Annotated in this window: 18 protein-coding genes; 7 read left to right on the top strand and 11 right to left on the bottom strand. The window is 69.7% G+C overall.

Annotated elements, in window-relative coordinates:
• Positions 1–2 precede the first annotated feature (2 nt).
• From NF556_RS05115 to NF556_RS05105, 3 genes are all read left to right on the top strand, one after another.
• Complete coding sequence (locus NF556_RS05115) at positions 3–1,391, top strand: magnesium transporter MgtE N-terminal domain-containing protein (protein ID WP_252594415.1); 1,389 nt, start codon at positions 3–5, stop codon at positions 1,389–1,391.
• A gap of 61 nt (positions 1,392–1,452) precedes the next feature.
• Positions 1,453–1,998, top strand: coding sequence for a DUF1003 domain-containing protein (locus tag NF556_RS05110; RefSeq protein WP_252595718.1), 546 nt, complete (start codon positions 1,453–1,455; stop codon positions 1,996–1,998).
• Positions 1,999–2,055: 57 nt separating this feature from the next.
• Positions 2,056–3,189, top strand: a complete 1,134-nt coding sequence (locus NF556_RS05105; protein ID WP_252594414.1) for an Mrp/NBP35 family ATP-binding protein — start codon at positions 2,056–2,058, stop codon at positions 3,187–3,189.
• A gap of 19 nt (positions 3,190–3,208) precedes the next feature.
• Here the strand turns inward: NF556_RS05105 and NF556_RS05100 are convergent, their stop codons facing one another.
• Genes NF556_RS05100 through sigE form a run of 3 tightly spaced genes read right to left on the bottom strand, consistent with a single transcriptional unit; the run spans position 3,209 to position 5,725 of the window.
• A complete protein-coding gene (locus NF556_RS05100) occupies positions 3,209–3,643 on the bottom strand; it encodes a twin-arginine translocase TatA/TatE family subunit (RefSeq protein WP_252594413.1) in 435 nt (144 codons plus the stop codon).
• A 6-nt stretch (positions 3,644–3,649) separates the two neighbouring features.
• On the bottom strand, positions 3,650–5,098 hold the full coding sequence (locus tag NF556_RS05095; RefSeq protein ID WP_252594412.1) for a S1C family serine protease: 1,449 nt from the start codon (positions 5,096–5,098) through the stop codon (positions 3,650–3,652).
• 45 nt (positions 5,099–5,143) lie between these two features.
• The gene (sigE, locus tag NF556_RS05090; protein ID WP_252594411.1) at positions 5,144–5,725 is read right to left on the bottom strand and encodes an RNA polymerase sigma factor SigE; all 582 of its coding nucleotides are present in this window, start codon (positions 5,723–5,725) and stop codon (positions 5,144–5,146) included.
• A 119-nt stretch (positions 5,726–5,844) separates the two neighbouring features.
• Between sigE and NF556_RS05085 the strand changes: the two genes are divergently transcribed.
• Positions 5,845–6,477, top strand: coding sequence for an O-methyltransferase (locus NF556_RS05085; RefSeq protein ID WP_252594410.1), 633 nt, complete (start codon positions 5,845–5,847; stop codon positions 6,475–6,477).
• 6 nt (positions 6,478–6,483) lie between these two features.
• Here the strand turns inward: NF556_RS05085 and NF556_RS05080 are convergent, their stop codons facing one another.
• Positions 6,484–6,651, bottom strand: coding sequence for a DUF3117 domain-containing protein (locus NF556_RS05080; protein WP_252594409.1), 168 nt, complete (start codon positions 6,649–6,651; stop codon positions 6,484–6,486).
• A gap of 130 nt (positions 6,652–6,781) precedes the next feature.
• On the opposite strand from NF556_RS05080, the gene NF556_RS05075 reads away from it, so the two are divergent.
• A complete protein-coding gene (locus NF556_RS05075) occupies positions 6,782–7,609 on the top strand; it encodes a PaaX family transcriptional regulator (RefSeq protein ID WP_252594408.1) in 828 nt (275 codons plus the stop codon).
• Entirely contained in the window at positions 7,606–8,424 is an 819-nt protein-coding gene (locus tag NF556_RS05070; protein ID WP_252594407.1) for an enoyl-CoA hydratase/isomerase family protein, read from the top strand. The genes NF556_RS05075 and NF556_RS05070 overlap by 4 nt, the downstream gene beginning before the upstream one ends.
• Positions 8,425–8,797: 373 nt before the next feature.
• Here the strand turns inward: NF556_RS05070 and NF556_RS05065 are convergent, their stop codons facing one another.
• Genes NF556_RS05065 through dapE form a run of 5 tightly spaced genes read right to left on the bottom strand, consistent with a single transcriptional unit; the run spans position 8,798 to position 12,619 of the window.
• Positions 8,798–9,997 (bottom strand): hypothetical protein, encoded by a 1,200-nt coding sequence (locus tag NF556_RS05065; protein ID WP_252594406.1) that lies wholly within the window; start codon positions 9,995–9,997, stop codon positions 8,798–8,800.
• On the bottom strand, positions 9,994–10,428 hold the full coding sequence (locus NF556_RS05060; RefSeq protein ID WP_252594405.1) for an SRPBCC family protein: 435 nt from the start codon (positions 10,426–10,428) through the stop codon (positions 9,994–9,996). The genes NF556_RS05065 and NF556_RS05060 overlap by 4 nt, the downstream gene beginning before the upstream one ends.
• Entirely contained in the window at positions 10,415–10,759 is a 345-nt protein-coding gene (locus NF556_RS05055) for a DivIVA domain-containing protein (protein ID WP_252594404.1), read from the bottom strand. The genes NF556_RS05060 and NF556_RS05055 overlap by 14 nt, the downstream gene beginning before the upstream one ends.
• Complete coding sequence (locus NF556_RS05050; protein ID WP_252594403.1) at positions 10,756–11,484, bottom strand: LOG family protein; 729 nt, start codon at positions 11,482–11,484, stop codon at positions 10,756–10,758. The genes NF556_RS05055 and NF556_RS05050 overlap by 4 nt, the downstream gene beginning before the upstream one ends.
• A 58-nt stretch (positions 11,485–11,542) precedes the next feature.
• Positions 11,543–12,619: a succinyl-diaminopimelate desuccinylase gene (gene dapE / locus NF556_RS05045; RefSeq protein WP_252594402.1), complete on the bottom strand. Its 1,077-nt coding sequence runs from the start codon at positions 12,617–12,619 to the stop codon at positions 11,543–11,545.
• 37 nt (positions 12,620–12,656) lie between these two features.
• Between dapE and NF556_RS05040 the strand changes: the two genes are divergently transcribed.
• Entirely contained in the window at positions 12,657–13,529 is an 873-nt protein-coding gene (locus NF556_RS05040; RefSeq protein ID WP_252594401.1) for a hypothetical protein, read from the top strand.
• 196 nt (positions 13,530–13,725) lie between these two features.
• Here NF556_RS05040 and NF556_RS05035 read toward each other — a convergent pair whose 3' ends face one another.
• Both NF556_RS05035 and fdxA read right to left on the bottom strand, forming a co-directional pair.
• Positions 13,726–15,012, bottom strand: a complete 1,287-nt coding sequence (locus tag NF556_RS05035) for a citrate synthase (RefSeq protein WP_252594400.1) — start codon at positions 15,010–15,012, stop codon at positions 13,726–13,728.
• 99 nt (positions 15,013–15,111) lie between these two features.
• Positions 15,112–15,438, bottom strand: coding sequence for a ferredoxin (gene fdxA, locus NF556_RS05030; RefSeq protein ID WP_252594399.1), 327 nt, complete (start codon positions 15,436–15,438; stop codon positions 15,112–15,114).
• Between the last annotated feature and the right edge of the window lie 41 nt (positions 15,439–15,479).

Here is a 15,479-nt window from a genome sequence, read left to right as displayed (position 1 = left end):
GAGTGAGCAGCAACCCCCGAGTCTTCGTTGCCCGGTTGATCGGGCTGAGCGTCTTCGACCCCCTCGGAGACGAGGTCGGACGCGTCCGCGACGTGGTGCTGACCATGCCGACTCGGGTGCGCGTCCGCGGCCCTCGGGCCATCGGCCTGGTCGTCGAGGTGCCGGGCCGCAAACGCGTCTTCCTGCCGATCACTCGCGTGACCACGATCGACGCCGGGCAGGTGATCACCACCGGCCTGGTCAACATGCGCCGGTTTGAGCAGCGCGCCGGCGAGACCAGCGTCGTCGCCGAGGTGTTCGACCGGAGCGTGCAGATCGTCGTGGACCGGGACAGCGGTCCCGAGCCGGCGGTGGTGGAGGACCTCGCGCTCGAGCTGCAGCCCAGTCGCGACTGGCTGGTCACCCGGGTGTTCTGTCGGCGCGGTGCCCCGACCCGCTCGCGGCCCGGCCTCCGGCTGCGCCGGCCCCGCGGGGAGACCGTCCTGGTGCCGGTGGAGGACGTGCAGGGCCTGCACCTGGCAGGCGGCGAACAGGGCGCCCACGCCCTGCTGGAGAGCCTGGAGGACCGCAAGCCCGCCGACCTCGCCGACGCGATCCATGACCTGACTCCCAAGCGCCGGGCCGAGGTGACCGACGCGATGGACGACGAGATGCTCGCCGACGTCCTCGAGGAGCTGCCCGACGACGACCGGATCGAGATCCTGACCGGTCTGACCGCCGAGCGGGCGGCGGACGTCCTCGAGGTCATGGAGCCCGATGACGCGACCGACCTGCTGGCCGAGTTGCCGGCCGACACGGTCGAGGAGTTGCTCCAGATGATGGAGCCGGACGAGGCCGAGCCCCTGCGCCGCCTGCTCGCCTATGACCAGGACACGGCCGGCGGCATGATGACGCCGGAGCCGGTGATCCTCGGCCCGCAGGCCAGCATCGCCGAGGCCCTGGCCATGGTGCGGCGCGTGGAGCTCTCCCCCGCCGTTGCCTCGCTGGTCTATGTGTGCCGCCCGCCCCTGGAGACGCCGACCGGGCGCCTCATCGGCATCGTGCACCTCCAGCGCCTGCTGCGCGAGCCGCCGCACCAGGCGATCGGTGGCATCGTGGATCGCGACTTCGAGCCGGTCCCCGCCGATGCCTCGCTGGAGACGATCACCCGCCTGATGGCGAACTACAACATGGTCGCTGTGCCGGTGACCGATGAGGAGGGCCGGTTGCTCGGTGCGGTGACCGTGGACGACGTGCTCGACCACATGCTGCCCGAGGACTGGCGCGAGGAGCGCCACGACGAGACCGGCGCGATCCCGGTCGCCTCCCCGCCGTCGAGCAGCCGACCGTCGAGCCGCGGACCGTCGAGCAGCGGACCGTCCAGCACAGCCGAGGGAGCAGCGCGTGTCTGAGCCGAACCCGACCACACCGCCTCGACGCGACCGGCTCGCCGACCGGGCCGTCGAGCGTCAGGTGGAGCGACGCACCGACCGCCTCGACCAGCCGCTGGCCAGTCGTCGACAGCTCATCGTCAGGCCCAAGATGGACCCCGACGCCTTCGGCCAGTTCGCCGAGGGGTTCGCACGGTTCATGGGCACCGCCCGGTTCCTGGGCTACATGACCGTCTTCGTCGCCGTCTGGCTCGTCTGGAACTTCCTGGCCCCCGAGCACCTGCGATTCGACCCCTATGCCTTCATCTTCCTGACGCTGATGCTGAGCCTGCAGGCGTCCTATGCCGCGCCCCTGATCCTGCTCGCGCAGAACCGGCAGGCCGACCGCGACAAGGTGGTCATCGAGCAGGACCGCACCCGCGACGAGCGCAACCTGGCCGACACGGAGTTCCTCACCCGCGAGGTGGTCTCGCTGCGGATTGCCATGCGTGACGCCGCGACCCGTGACTTCGTGCGCAGCGAGCTGCGCAGCCTGCTGGACGAGATGGAGGAGCGCGGGCTGGAGATGCGGGCCAGGGCCCCCGAGGCCGACCCGGATCAGCACACTGACGAGCGATCCCTGCCGTAGCGCAGATCACCCCACCCGCGGCATCGTTCGTTCGGGCGAGCAGCCTACGATGGAGGCATGTCTGCACCCTCCCTTGATGCCATCCACGCCGCGCTGGCGACGGTCGATGACCCCGAGATCCGCAAGCCCATCACCGAGCTCGGCATGGTCGAGGGAGTCGACATCGACGAGGCAGGGCTGGTCAACACCACCATCCTGCTGACGGTGCCCGGATGTCCCATGAAGGAGACCATCACCAAGAACGTCACGGCGGCCGTGGCCTCGGTCGCTGGCGTCACGGACGTGCGCGTCCAGCTCGGCGTGATGAGCGATGAGCAGCGGGGCAACCTGCGCTCGCAGCTGCGTGGTGGCGCCCCGGAGAAGGAGATCCCCTTCGCCCGACCAGACACCCTGACACGGGTGTATGCCGTGGCCTCCGGCAAGGGTGGCGTCGGCAAGTCCTCGGTCACCGTCAACCTGGCGGCCGCGATGGCGGCCGAGGGTCTGCGGGTCGGCGTGGTCGACTCGGACATCTATGGCTTCTCCGTGCCGCGCATGCTCGGCGTCGAGCAGCAGCCGACCCAGGTCGACGACATGATCCTGCCGCCCCTGGCGCACGACGTGAAGGTCATCTCGATCGGCATGTTCGTGCCGGGCAACCAGCCGGTCGTCTGGCGGGGCCCGATGCTGCACCGCGCGATGCAGCAGTTCCTCTCCGACGTCTTCTGGGGCGACATCGACGTCCTGCTGCTCGACCTGCCGCCGGGCACCGGCGACATCGCCATCACCACCGCCCAGTTGCTGCCCAACTCCGAGCTCCTCGTGGTGACCACCCCGCAGCAGGCTGCGGCCGAGGTGGCCGAGCGGGCCGGTGCGATCGCCCTGCAGACCCACCAGCGCGTCGTCGGTGTCATCGAGAACATGTCCTGGCTCGAGCTGCCCGACGGCACCCGCCAGGAGATCTTTGGCTCCGGCGGTGGCCAGGCCGTCGCCGAGAGCCTCACCCGCTCGATCGGCGCCGAGGTCCCGCTGCTGGGTCAGATCCCGCTGGACACCACCCTGCGCGAGGGCGGCGACTCCGGCGTCCCCGCCGTGATCGGCACCCCGGACTCCCCCGCGGCGACCGCCCTGCGCGGCATCGCCCGCCAGCTGGCGCACCGGGGTCGCGGTTTGGCTGGCCGCAAGCTCGGCATCACTCCGACGAGCCGCTGACCTCAGGAGGGCACGACCCTCAGGTGGCGTCGACGTCCCACGGGACCGGGGCACTGGGGTCGAAGCCCTGGAACGAGCGGCGCGGCACACCTCCGCCGGCGATCGCGGCCTCGTTCGCGGCCCGACCAGCAGCGGTCTCCTGAGCCCCACCCCCGCCCAGGTCACCCCCACTGACGGCACCGCCTGCTGCCGCACCCGCCGCCGGGGCGGACAGGGCATCGCGCACGATGCGCCGCGGGTCATACTGCCGCGGGTCCAGAGCGCTCCAGTCGACGTCGTCGAACCCGGGACCCATCTCATCGCGCAGGTGAGTCTTGGCTCCCTCAGCCATGTCCCGGGCCGAGCGGACAAACTGACCCAGCTTCGCGGCATACCCAGGCAGTTTGTCCGGCCCCAGGATGATCAGCGCCAGGACGATCAGCAGGACCAGCTCACCACCACCGAGGTTGAGCATCGTGGCCTACTCCGAGCCCTGGAGGGTCATCGTCACGGTCCGCTCGTCGCCGTCCGGGTTCTGCAGCAGCAACTCGACCTCGTCGCCGATCTCGTGGCTGCGCAGGATGATGATCAGGTGGCTGCCGTGGTCGACCTCCTCGCCGTCGACGGCGAGGATCAGGTCGCCCGGCTCCACGCCGGCATCGTCTGCCGGGCCGCCCTCCACGATCGAGGGGCCCTCACCCTGCCCGTCCTCGAGCACCTTGGCTCCGGCCCCGGTGTGGGTCATGTCCAGCATCACACCGATGATCGGGTGGTTGCTGGTGCCGGTCTCGATCAGCTGGTTGGCCGTGTGCTCGACCTGCCGTGCCGGGATCGAGAAGCCCAGGCCGATGCTGCCGGACTGGCCGCCGAGGTCACCCGGGATCTGCGCGATGGCGGAGTTGACGCCGACGACCTGGCCGTTCAGGTCGAGCAGGGGGCCACCAGAGTTGCCGGGGTTGATCGCCGCGTCGGTCTGGATGGCGTTGATATAGGACATCGGCCCGGCCCCGCCACCGGCCATCACGGGCCGGTTCAGCGCCGAGACGATGCCCGCCGTCACCGTGTTGTCCAGACCGAGCGGAGCCCCGACCGCGACCACCGTGGCACCCACCGCCAGCGCGTCGGAGTCGCCAAACTCCAGCGCCTGCAGCCCGGTCTCGTCGACCTTGATCACGGCGATGTCATATTCGGGGTCCGCGCCGACCAGCTCCGCCGTGGTCTCCCGCCCGTCGGCGAAGGTGACCCCGATCGCGCCGTCAGAGGCGCCCTCGATGACGTGGTTGTTGGTGACGATGTAGCCGTCGTCGCGCACGACGAAGCCCGAGCCGACGCCCTCGCCGGCGGTGGAGCCCACGGAGATGAACACCACGCTGGGCAGAGCGTGCTGGGCGATCGCGGTGATGGCGGTCGGCGGCGTGGTGCCCACCGGTGCCGCCTCGACGATGCTCGGTGCCGGCTCCTGCTCGTCCTGGGCGAACTGCGCCCCCAGATAGCCGGCCGCGCCGCCCCCGATCAGGCCCAACAGCAGGGCACCGGTGAGCAGTCCCAGGCCCGGTCCCCTGCGCGTGCGGGGGTGGGTGGCGGTCGCTCCGCTCCCCTGCCGGTATGCCGTGTGGTCGGCTGGCGCGGACGGGCTCAGGTAGGCAGGGTGGCTGCCCTGGGGCGACGGGTGGGCATAGGCCGCGTGGCCGACGGAACGATCGTGAGCCTCAGCGGTGCCGCCGCCGGGCCTCGACCAGGACCCGCCTGTCGTGCCTGCGCCGTCGCCGCCCGGATAGGGCGGGAAGGATGTCGTGTGCTCCACCGGGATCGCCGAGGTGTGGTCGATCGAGGCGGCCGTTGTGTCGTCATAGCCGGTGGGGCTGGCGGGGCGCTCGTCCGGGGACAGGCCGGGACGGTCCGCGTCCTCGGGGTCTCGCTCGTCAGCCATGCGCCTGATTCTGCCTGATCAGCCCGCCGGGGCCGAACGGGACCCTCACCCCAGGACGGGGATGGGCTGGCTGTGCGAGACGTTGCCCCGCTTGGCCTGGGGCGCACGGTGGGCGAGCGCCTCGCGCAACTGGGCGCGCCCGCGGTGGATGCGGGAGCGGACCGTGCCGAGCTTGATCTCCAGGGTCTGGGCGACCTCTTCATAGGAGTAGCCCTCAATGTCACTGAGCACGACCGCCGCACGGAACTGTGGCGAGAGGGCGGCCAGGGCTCGCTGGACGTCATCGTCGAGGTGCGTCGCGTCATACGCCTCCTCCGGGCCACGCAGCCGGCTGGGCAGGCGCGCGGCAGCCTCGTCGCTCAGGGCGTCGAAGCGGATGCGCTGCTTGCGCCGGACGCGGTCCAGGAAGAGGTTGGTGGTGATCCGGTGCAACCAGCCCTCGAAGGTCCCGGGGCGGTAGGTGTGCAGGGACCGGAAGACGCGGATGAAGACGTCGTGGGTCAGGTCCTCGGCATCGTGCTGGTTGCCGGTGAGGCGATAGGCGAGGCGGTAGACCCTGGCCGAGTGCTCGCGGACGATCTCGTCCCACGTGGGGACCTGCCAGTCCTGCTGCTCCGGAGCGTCCATGGTGTCCTCCATCTCGAGGCAAGGCGACCGCACCCCTGCTGCGCAGTTCGCCGTCCACCAATAGTGGCAGTCCAGGCTGGGAGGTTCCTGAGCGTCCGCGGCGCATTAGTGTGGGGGCCATGAGCACCCAGAGACTGGCGACATGGGCCTACACCGAGGCCTTCATCGAGCCGAGCGAGCTGATGGAACGAGCCGGGGCCGAGGGCGAGGCGCTGGGCGCCACTCCCGTCCACCCGGCCGTCGGCACCGTGTTGCGCCTGCTGGCCGCGTCGCTGCAGGCCAGGACGGTCGTCGAGGTCGGCACCGGGGCCGGCACGTCCGGGCTCTGGTTGCTGCAGGGCATGGCCCCTGACGGCATCCTCACCTCGATCGACGTGGAGCCTGAGCACCAGCGGATGGCCAAGAAGGCTTTCGCCGAGGCCGGGGTCCCCTCCCAGCGCACCCGCGTCATCGCCGGCGACGCCGGGCAGGTGCTGCCCCGCCTCAACGACGCGACCTACGACATGGTGCTCATCGACGCCGACAAGCCCAACTACCCGTTGTATGCCGAGCACGGCATCCGGGTGCTGCGCAGCGGCGGAATCCTGGTGTTGGACAACATGTTGTGGCACGACAGGGTCGCCGACCCCGCGGCCCGTGACGAGGCCACGACGGTGCTGCGCGACCTCGGGAAAACACTGCGGGAGGACGACCGGCTCGTGCCGGCCCTCCTCCCGGTGGGCGACGGACTGTTCGCCGCCGTCAAGCGCTGAGGGGTCTTAGCCCACACAACCCTTGATGGCCTCGCCCAGGGCGGTGGCCTCGTCAGCGTTCATCTCCACGACCAGGCGGCCGCCGCCTTCCAGCGGCATCCGCAGGACGATCCCCCGGCCCTCCTTGGTGACCTCGAGCGGGCCGTCGCCGGTGCGGGGCTTCATGGCTGCCATGTCTGATCTCCTCCTGAAGCGGCCGCCGGCCGCAAGTTCCCTGCCGCGAGGCCGCGACGGTCAGTGCTTGGAGACCTATTATCCCCCGTGACCATCGTCACCCGAAATCTGGGTGCGGCAGACTAGGACGGTGCACGCTCGGTCCGCCGTTTTCGACCTCTACGGGGACCACCTTGCGCTGCGCGGCTACTGGGCGCCGATCTCTGGCGTGATCACCCTGCTCGGCTCCTGTGGCATCGCGGCCCCCGCGACCCGCACGGCCGTCTCGCGGATCACCTCCCAGGGGTGGCTGGAGCCGTTGCCCCGCAACAACATTCGAGGGTATGCCGCAACACCGGCCGGTCGGGACAGGCTGGGTGAGGCGTGGGAACGGATCTATCGCCCCACCACCGCGGCCTGGGACGGTCGCTGGCAGGTGGTGGTCACCGCGCGGCCCCAGGATCGGGCCCAGCGCGACAAGGTGGTCGGGACGCTCGGCTTCCTCGGTTATGGACGGATTGCCCCGCAGACCTGGCTGGCCGCACGACCGGCCCCAGAGCTGGCCTCCTCACTGGAGGCCCTGGGGATCGAGTTCTCCGCCTTCACCACCGGCGACCTGCCCGATGCTCCCGCCGTTGTGGCCCGGACCTGGGACCTGACCGAGCTGGCCGAGGACTACCGCGCCTTCATGGCCGACGCCGCGCCGCTGCGGGAACGCCTGGCCGGGTCGATGACACCGGAGGCGGCCTATCCGGTCCGGGCCGAGCTCGTCCACCGCTGGCGCAAGTTCCTCTTCGTCGACCCGGCCCTGCCGGATGAGGTGCTGCCCGACGGGTGGCCGGGACAGGCGGCACGGGACCTGTTCCTGGAGGTGGCTGACCGCCTGTTGCCGCCAGCCCGTATCTTCGTCTCAGAAGCCCTGGCCGCGGCTGGGGCGCCCACCGAGCCCGACCGACCTGTGAAGGACCCAGCCCGATGAGTCAGACCGACACCACCACGCCTGTCCTGATCGAGCGCGACGGGGGCGTCGCCGTCGTGCGCCTCAATCGCCCCGAGGCGATGAACTCCCTCAACACCGCCACCAAGGAGGCCCTGCTCGCCGCGCTGCGAGAGGTCGCCGAGGACGAGTCGGTGCGGGCGGTGGTGCTGACCGGCACCGGGCGGGCGTTCTGTGTCGGTCAGGACATCAACGACCTGCAGGCCCCCACGGACGCGGACGCCTCTGCTGAGGGCAACGCAGCGCTCTCTGGCACGGTTCGGGCCCACTACAACCCCATCGTCCAGCTGCTGGCCACGATGGACAAGCCGGTGATCGCAGCAGTCAACGGGATCGCGGCTGGTGCCGGCGCATCGTTCACCTTCGCGGCCGACCTGCGCATCGTGGCGGCGTCCGCGGGATTCAACACGGCCTTCACGGGGATCGCGCTGTCGTGCGACTCCGGCGCGTCCTATCACCTGCCCCGGCTGATCGGCGCGGCCAAGGCCAAGGAGCTGCTCCTGCTGCCGCGCACGGTCAAGGCCGACGAGGCCCTCGAGCTGGGCCTGGCCACCCAGGTCGTCGCGGACGAGGACTTCGAGGCGCACGTGCGTGAGCTCGCCCAGACCCTCGCGGCCGGGCCCACCAAGGCCTACGGTGCCGTGCGGCGGGCCGTCGCCTTCTCCGCGACCCACGAGTTGGCCGAGTCCCTGGAGCACGAGGCCGAGCTGATGGCCAGCACCGGCGCCTCCGCGGACCACAAGACCGCTGTGGCCGCCTTCCTCGCCAAGGAGAAGCCCGTCTTCGAGGGCCGCTGACCCCCCGCAAAAAGATAAAGGTCTCGCACGCCCTCCCCGTCTTTTGATAGAGGTTTCGTACGCCCCCAACCTTCTGCGCCCGAGGTGCCCGAGCGCAGAGGTTCCTCGCGAGTGCGTCCACCGCCCCCGGAGGGGCGCTGCACGCACTCACCAGAGCGAGCGAGCGCCCTCAAAGCGCTGGTGCACAGGACGTGCTGCCGCACCCGTGCTCTGGCCCTAGACACGCCGCCACGATGTCGGCACGGTGTAGGACACGCGTCGAAGGAGGGTGCGCGCGTCACTCACAGCAGCGGCGCACAGTCACCCGGCCGCCGCGACCAGCGAAGCGCCGGCAACCCGGTGTTTCAGACCGGCGACGCCCCGGGAAAAGTGGTCACGGCGGGTTGTCGCGCGGCGGCTCAAACCGGAACAACTCCCAGGACCACCACACCTGCCACCCGAGGAAGAGCGCCACGAGCACGACGGTGCGCAGCACGATCAGCCAGGTGGGGTTGGCGCGTTTGTCCGAGGGCGCCCAGCCTCCGCCGATCATCACCACGAAGACTGGGAACAGCATGATCAAATAGCGATAGATGCTGGTCCACGGGTCCAGGGCCGCGGCGAGATAGAACGGATAGCCCAGGCTCCAGGTCTTCAGGACCGGCCCCAGGCCACGGGCCCACGGACCGAGCATCATGACCGCCAGCAGCACGAAGAACCCGAGCAGCAGCCACACGCCGCGCGGGTCCCCGAACTGCCACTTCACCATCTCCAGGGTGGGACCAAACGGGGTGACCGGCTCCCCCTGACGCCAGGCTGACATCGTCTCGGTGTAGCCCGCCGGGACACCGGTCCCCCGCCAGACCAGGGCCGGCCAGATGAGCCCCGACAAACCGCAGCCGACAAGGGCACCCAGCATGCCGGCATACTCCCCTCGGGGCACCGGCTCCTCGCGGCGCCGACGCCAGCGCAGCACCACGGCCACCAGCGCGACCAGCCCCAGGGGCAGCGCGATCGGACGGGCCAGGCCGGTCAGCAGCGCCACCGCGCCCGCCGCCCACCACTGCCGCCGCATGAGCAGCCACAGCACGATGCACAACAGCAGCGTGGCCAGCGACTCGGTGTAGGCAACCTGCAGCACCGGCGCCGTCGGGAACGCGGCGAACAGGGCAACGCCCCCGAGCGCGGCCACAGCACCAACCCGCTCGCGCAGCAGCAGACCCATGACCACGGCCGCCGCATAGCCCACGACGAGCGCCACGACGGGCCCGGCCACGGCAAACGGCCACCCGGTGAGCGCCATCAGCCACTTGGCCAGCGTCGGGAACATCGGATAGAAGGCCCACTCGTTCTGCCGGGCCATGCCGTGCTCGTCGCGGGGGATCTCGTCGGGATAGCCGGTGGTGGCGATCGACTCATACCAGGCGCCGTCCCAGAGGGTGGCCAGGTCGAAATAGCGATGCACCTCACCGCTGAAGATCACCGGGTCCTGGTGGACGTCGGTGATCCACAGCAGCACGGCCGTGGTGAACAGGCGAAAGACGGTGTAGAGCCCCAGCAGGACCAGCAGGAACCGTCCCGTCGAGCGGGTCACCGCTCCCCGACCCGGGCGGCCATCTGGTCCAGCGAGCGGCCCAGGAACCAGCGCATCGGCGGGTCCGTCAGCAGCGCCGTGCGACGCCCGATCCAGCCGGGTCGCGGCACGATCTCCTCGCGCCACACGACCCGCGTGCCGTCACCCTCGGGTGTCAGGTGCACCTCGGCGCCGCCGTCCAGCACCGGCCCGATCTTGACGATCGTGAAGTGCTCACCGGGGTCCCACTGCGTGACGACCATCCGGTCGGTGATCGACAGCGGGCCGATGCCGGTGTGCGCGACAAAGGACCAGCCGGGTCCGATGGGACCCGGACTGGGCGAGATCCGGGTCAGTGGCTGGAACTGACCGTATGCCGCGAGGTCGCCTAAGACCCTGAAGGTCGCCTCCGGGTCGGCCGGCAGGGTGCGGGCGATCTCAAAGGTCCCCACGGTCACGCTCCGGCATCGGGCTCCCCCCGGTGAAGTCCACGGGCATCTCGGCCAGCTCCCCGCGCAGCCGGTCGATCTCGGCGTCGCGCTCCCGCAGCTCGTCAGCGAGTCGGTCCAGCACGGTGTCAACCTGCGACATCCGATAGCCGCGCACGGCCTGGTCGAACTGCACGTCGGTCACCTGCTCGGCGCTCACCCCGCCGCGCGGCAGCGGCTCGAACGACTCGGTCGTCACCGGGTCCGGCACTCCGGGCACGCCCGAGCGCAGCACCAGGGCTGCGGCGACCGCGCCGAGAGCCACGACACCGACGATGACCAGGATCAGGATCACGGGCGTGCCTCGCGGATGATCCGGACCGCCTCGTCGGGGTCATCGGTCAGGTGAAACAGGTCGACATCAGCCTCGGACACCGTGCCCTGGGCGATCAGGGTGGTGCGCAGCCAGTCCAACAGGGGCTCCCAGAACGTTGCCCCCATCAAGACGATCGGAAAGTTGGTCACCTTGCCGGTCTGCACGAGGGTGACGGCCTCGAACAGCTCGTCGAGGGTGCCGAAGCCGCCAGGGAGCACGATGAACCCCTGGGCATACTTGACGAACATCGTCTTGCGGGCAAAGAAGTAGCGGAAGTTGATGCCGAGATTCACGTGCGCGTTGAGCCCGGTCTCGAAGGGCAGCTCGATGCCCAGCCCGACTGACGTGCCGCCGGCCCGGCTGGCGCCGAGGTTGGCCCCCTCCATCGTGCCCGGTCCCCCGCCGGTGATGACGGCATAGCCCGCCTCGACGAGGACCTCACCGACCCTGGTGGACAGCTCGTAGATGGGGTGGTCCGGCCCGATGCGGGCCGAGCCGAAGACGCTCACGGCTGGGCCGAGCTCGGACAGTGCCCCGAAGCCCTCGACAAACTCGGACTGGATCCGCAGCACGCGCCACGGGTCGGTGTGCACCCAGTCGGCGGGGCCACTGTTGTCCAGCAGTCGCTGATCCGTCGTGCTGGTGGGCACCTTGCGGCCCCGCAGGGTCACGGGGCCCTTGCGGTATTCGTTGGACTGGCTCACACGACGAACCTAAACCGTCGCACCCACAGGTGCCCAACCGGCATACGGTCTGTGCTGCTCAGGCCAGCCAGCGGCGCAGTGACGCCTCGGCTGCGACGATCTGGTCGACGCGGCACCGCTCATCGTCGGCATGGGCAAACTGGGCCTCCCCCGGACCAAAGTTGACCGCCGGGATCCCGAGGGCGGAAAACCGGGCCACATCGGTCCACCCCAGCTTGGCACGCACCGGCAGCCCCAGGGCCTCGATGAACGCGGCAGCGGCTGGACGGTCCAGGCCCGGTCGGGCACCGGCGGAGCGGTCGATGACCTCCGTCTCGAGGCCGGCAAAGACGTCGTCGACCAGATAGGACACCGCCTGGTCCTGCGTCCACTGCGGCGCGAAGCGGAGGTTGACGGTCACCACGGCGTGGTCGGGGATCACGTTGTCCGCGATGCCGCCGCTGATCCCGACCGCGCTGAGCGACTGGCGATAGGTCAGCCCGTCGACATCGGCGTCCGGGAGCTGCCCCCGCTCGATCCGCGCGAGCACGTCGGCGACGTCGTGGATCGCGTTGTGCCCCATCCAGGGCCGTGCGGAGTGGGCGGCGGTCCCGCGGGTGTGGACCAGGACCGTGACATAGCCGTTGCACCCGCCCTCGATCGCGTCGTCGGTCGGCTCCAACAGCACCGCGAAGTCGGCGGCCAGCAGGTCCGGGTGGGTCCGCGCCAACCGGGCCAGACCGTTGTGCTCGTCGGCGATCTCCTCTGCGTCATAGAAGACGAAGGTGATGTCCCGGCTCGGAGCCGTGAGCTCGGCAGCCAGTCGGAGCTGGACCGCCACGCCACCCTTCATGTCGGTGGTGCCACGACCCACCAGATAGTCCCCCTCCCGGTGGACCGGCAGGTTGGCGGGCTCGGTCAGCGGCACCGTGTCCAGGTGCCCGGCGAGCACCACCCGCTCGGAGCGGCCGAGGTCTGTGCGGGCCACGACGGTGTTGCCGTCGCGCGTGACCGACAGGTGCGACAGGCCGCGCAGGGCGGCCTCCACCGCATCGGCAAGGGGCCCCTCTTCCAGACTCACGGAGGGGATGTTGCACAGGCTGGCGGTCAGGGCCACCGCGTCCTGGGTAAGGTCCAGGATGTTCTCGCTCGACATGTCCTCGACCTTAGCCAGCGGACCGTAGACTTCAGGCATGACCCCGGCCGGCCAGGATGACCCGGCCGCCGAGGCCCGTCGGCCACGGCGGCGCGCATGGCTGACCCTGGCTGCCGTCACCGCTGTGGCCATCCTCGGCGGGGCCTATGGCGCGCGCTGGCTGATCGACGAGTTCCGCAGCCCGACCTGTGAGTTCACGGTCGGCGACGCCAGCGAGTCACTCACACCTGAGCAGGCGGCCAACGCAGCGACCATCAGCATGATCACCCTGGAGCGTGGCCTGCCGCCCAAGGCCGCCACGGTCGCCCTGGCCACCGCGATCCAGGAGTCCAAGCTCCGCAACCTCAATTATGGGGACGCCGACTCCCTCGGTCTGTTCCAGCAGCGGCCGAGCCAGGGTTGGGGCACTCCCGAGGAGGTGACCGACCCCGTCTATGCCACCAACACCTTCCTGGACGCCCTGGAGGCGATCCCGGACTGGTCGGAGTGGGTGGTCACCGAGATCGCGCAGGAGGTCCAGCGCAGCCGCTATCCGGACGCCTATGCCGATCACGAGGGCGAGGCCCGGGTGATGGCCTCAGCTCTGGTCGGTCAGACCCACGCCGGTCTCGCCTGCCGCCTGGACGCGGTGGAGGGCGCCGGCTCGGCCCAGGACGTGCTCGCCAAGGCGGAGCGGACCTTCTCCGGGCAGGGCAGCGCCGACGACGACACCGTCACGCTGCAGGCCTCGGGCGCCGACCAGGCATGGGCGGTGGCCAGTTGGGCGGTGGCCCACGCGGAGGTGCAGGACATCGTGGGGGTGCAGGTCGCTGACCGCGCCTGGGACCGGCACGACGACCCGCTCACCTGGCGATCCACCGATACCCCGGCCGACGGCACCACAGTGACGATCACCGTCGCGACCAGCTGACCCCCCTCCCCCCGCAAAAAGATAAAGGTTTCGCACGCCTCCCCCGGAAATTGATAGAGGTCTCGTACGGCCTGCCCGTGCGAGACCTGTATCAAGATCCGGGTCCGACGTACGAGACCTTTATGAAAATTGGGGGGAGATCGCACAAACCCCCGCTCCGGCGAACCGGAACGGGGGCGTGTGGGGTGAGCTCAGGTCAGCGAGCGTCCGAGGCGACGTAGTCGCGGGCCGGGCTGCCGACATATAGCTGACGCGGGCGGCCGATCTTGGTGGCCGGGTCCTCGATCATCTCGCGCCACTGGGCGATCCAGCCGGGCAGGCGGCCGATCGAGAACAGCACGGTGAACATGTTGGACGGGAAGCCCATCGACTCGTAGATCAGACCGGTGTAGAAGTCGACATTGGGGTAGAGCTTGCGCTCGACAAAGTAGTCGTCCTCGAGGGCGGTCTGCTCGAGCTCCATGGCCAGGTCCAGCAGCGGGTTGCCGCCACCGACCTTGGAGAAGATCTCGTGGGCGGACTTCTTGACGAGGGCGGCGCGCGGGTCGTAGTTCTTGTAGACCCGGTGGCCGAAGCCCATCAGCTTGACGCCCTCCTCCTTGTTCTTGACCTTCTTGACGAAGTCCTTGACGTCGCCGCCGTTCTCCTTGATCTCCTCGAGCATGGCCAGCACCGCGGAGTTGGCGCCACCGTGCAGCGGGCCGGAGAGGGCGTGGATGCCGGCGGAGATGGAGGAGAACAGGTTGGCCTCGGAGGAGCCCACCAGGCGCACCGTGGAGGTCGAGCAGTTCTGCTCGTGGTCGGCGTGCAGGATGAACAGCAGGTCGAGGGCCTTGGCGACCACGGGGTCCAGCTGGTATTCCTCGGTCGGCTGCCCGAAGGTCATCCACAGGAAGTTCTCGACCAGGTTGTAGTCGTTGTTGGGGTAGAGGAAGGGCTGACCCTGGCTCTTGCGGAAGGCGTAGGCCGCGATCGTGGGCAGCTTGGCCATCAGGCGGATCGTGGAGATCTCCACGGCCTCGGGGTCAAACGGGTCCAGGCTGTCCTGATAGAAGGTGCCCAGCGCGGAGACCGCGGAGGACAGCACCGGCATCGGGTGCGCGTCACGCGGGAAGCCGTTGAAGAAGCCCTTCATGTCCTCGACCAGCAGGGTGTGCCGGCGGATGCGCTGGTCAAACTCCTCCAGCTGGGTGGCGGTCGGCAGCTCGCCGTAGATCAGCAGGTAGCTGGTCTCCAGGAAGTTGGACTTCTCGGCCAGCTGCTCGATCGGGTAGCCGCGGTAGCGCAGGATGCCCTCGTCACCGTCGATGTAGGTGATCTCCGACTTGCAGGAGGCGGTGTTGACGAAGCCCACGTCCAGGGTGACGTCGCCCGTCGTCTTCAGCAGTGAGGAGACGTCGAGGCCGTTGTTGCCCTCCACCGCGGGCACGACGGGGAACTCGAGCTCAGAGCCCTTGTGGGTGAGTTTTGCGGTGTCGGTCATATGTCCTCCTGCTCGGGGTCGGCACGCCCTAGGGCCGGGAGCGCCGCTTGTCGTTGACCGAGCAGAGGCCCTCTAGCGCCTGCCCGAATCCGGGGATGCTTACTCGTCGTGCTCCTGCGGCGGCAGCGCCGCGACGATTGGGTGGTCCTTGGCGATCAGACCCAGCTTGGCGGCGCCGCCGGGGCTGCCCAGGTCGTCGAAGAACTCGACGTTGGCCTTGTAGTAGTCGGCCCACTCCTCGGGGGTGTCGTCCTCGTAGTAGATGGCCTCCACGGGGCACACCGGCTCGCAGGCGCCGCAGTCCACGCACTCGTCAGGGTGGATATACAGCATCCGCTCGCCCTCGTAGATGCAGTCGACCGGGCACTCCTCGATGCAGGCGAGGTCCTTCAGGTCGACACACGGTTGGGCGATGACGTAGGTCATGAACTGCTCCTGATCCTGCTATTGGTGACGTGGCGTTCCGG

Source organism: Ornithinimicrobium faecis, assembly GCF_023923225.1.
Taxonomy (GTDB): Bacteria; Actinomycetota; Actinomycetes; order Actinomycetales; family Dermatophilaceae; genus Ornithinicoccus; species Ornithinicoccus faecis.
Note: the sequence above shows the minus strand (reverse complement) of the source record. Positions and strands in the feature narration are given on the sequence as shown.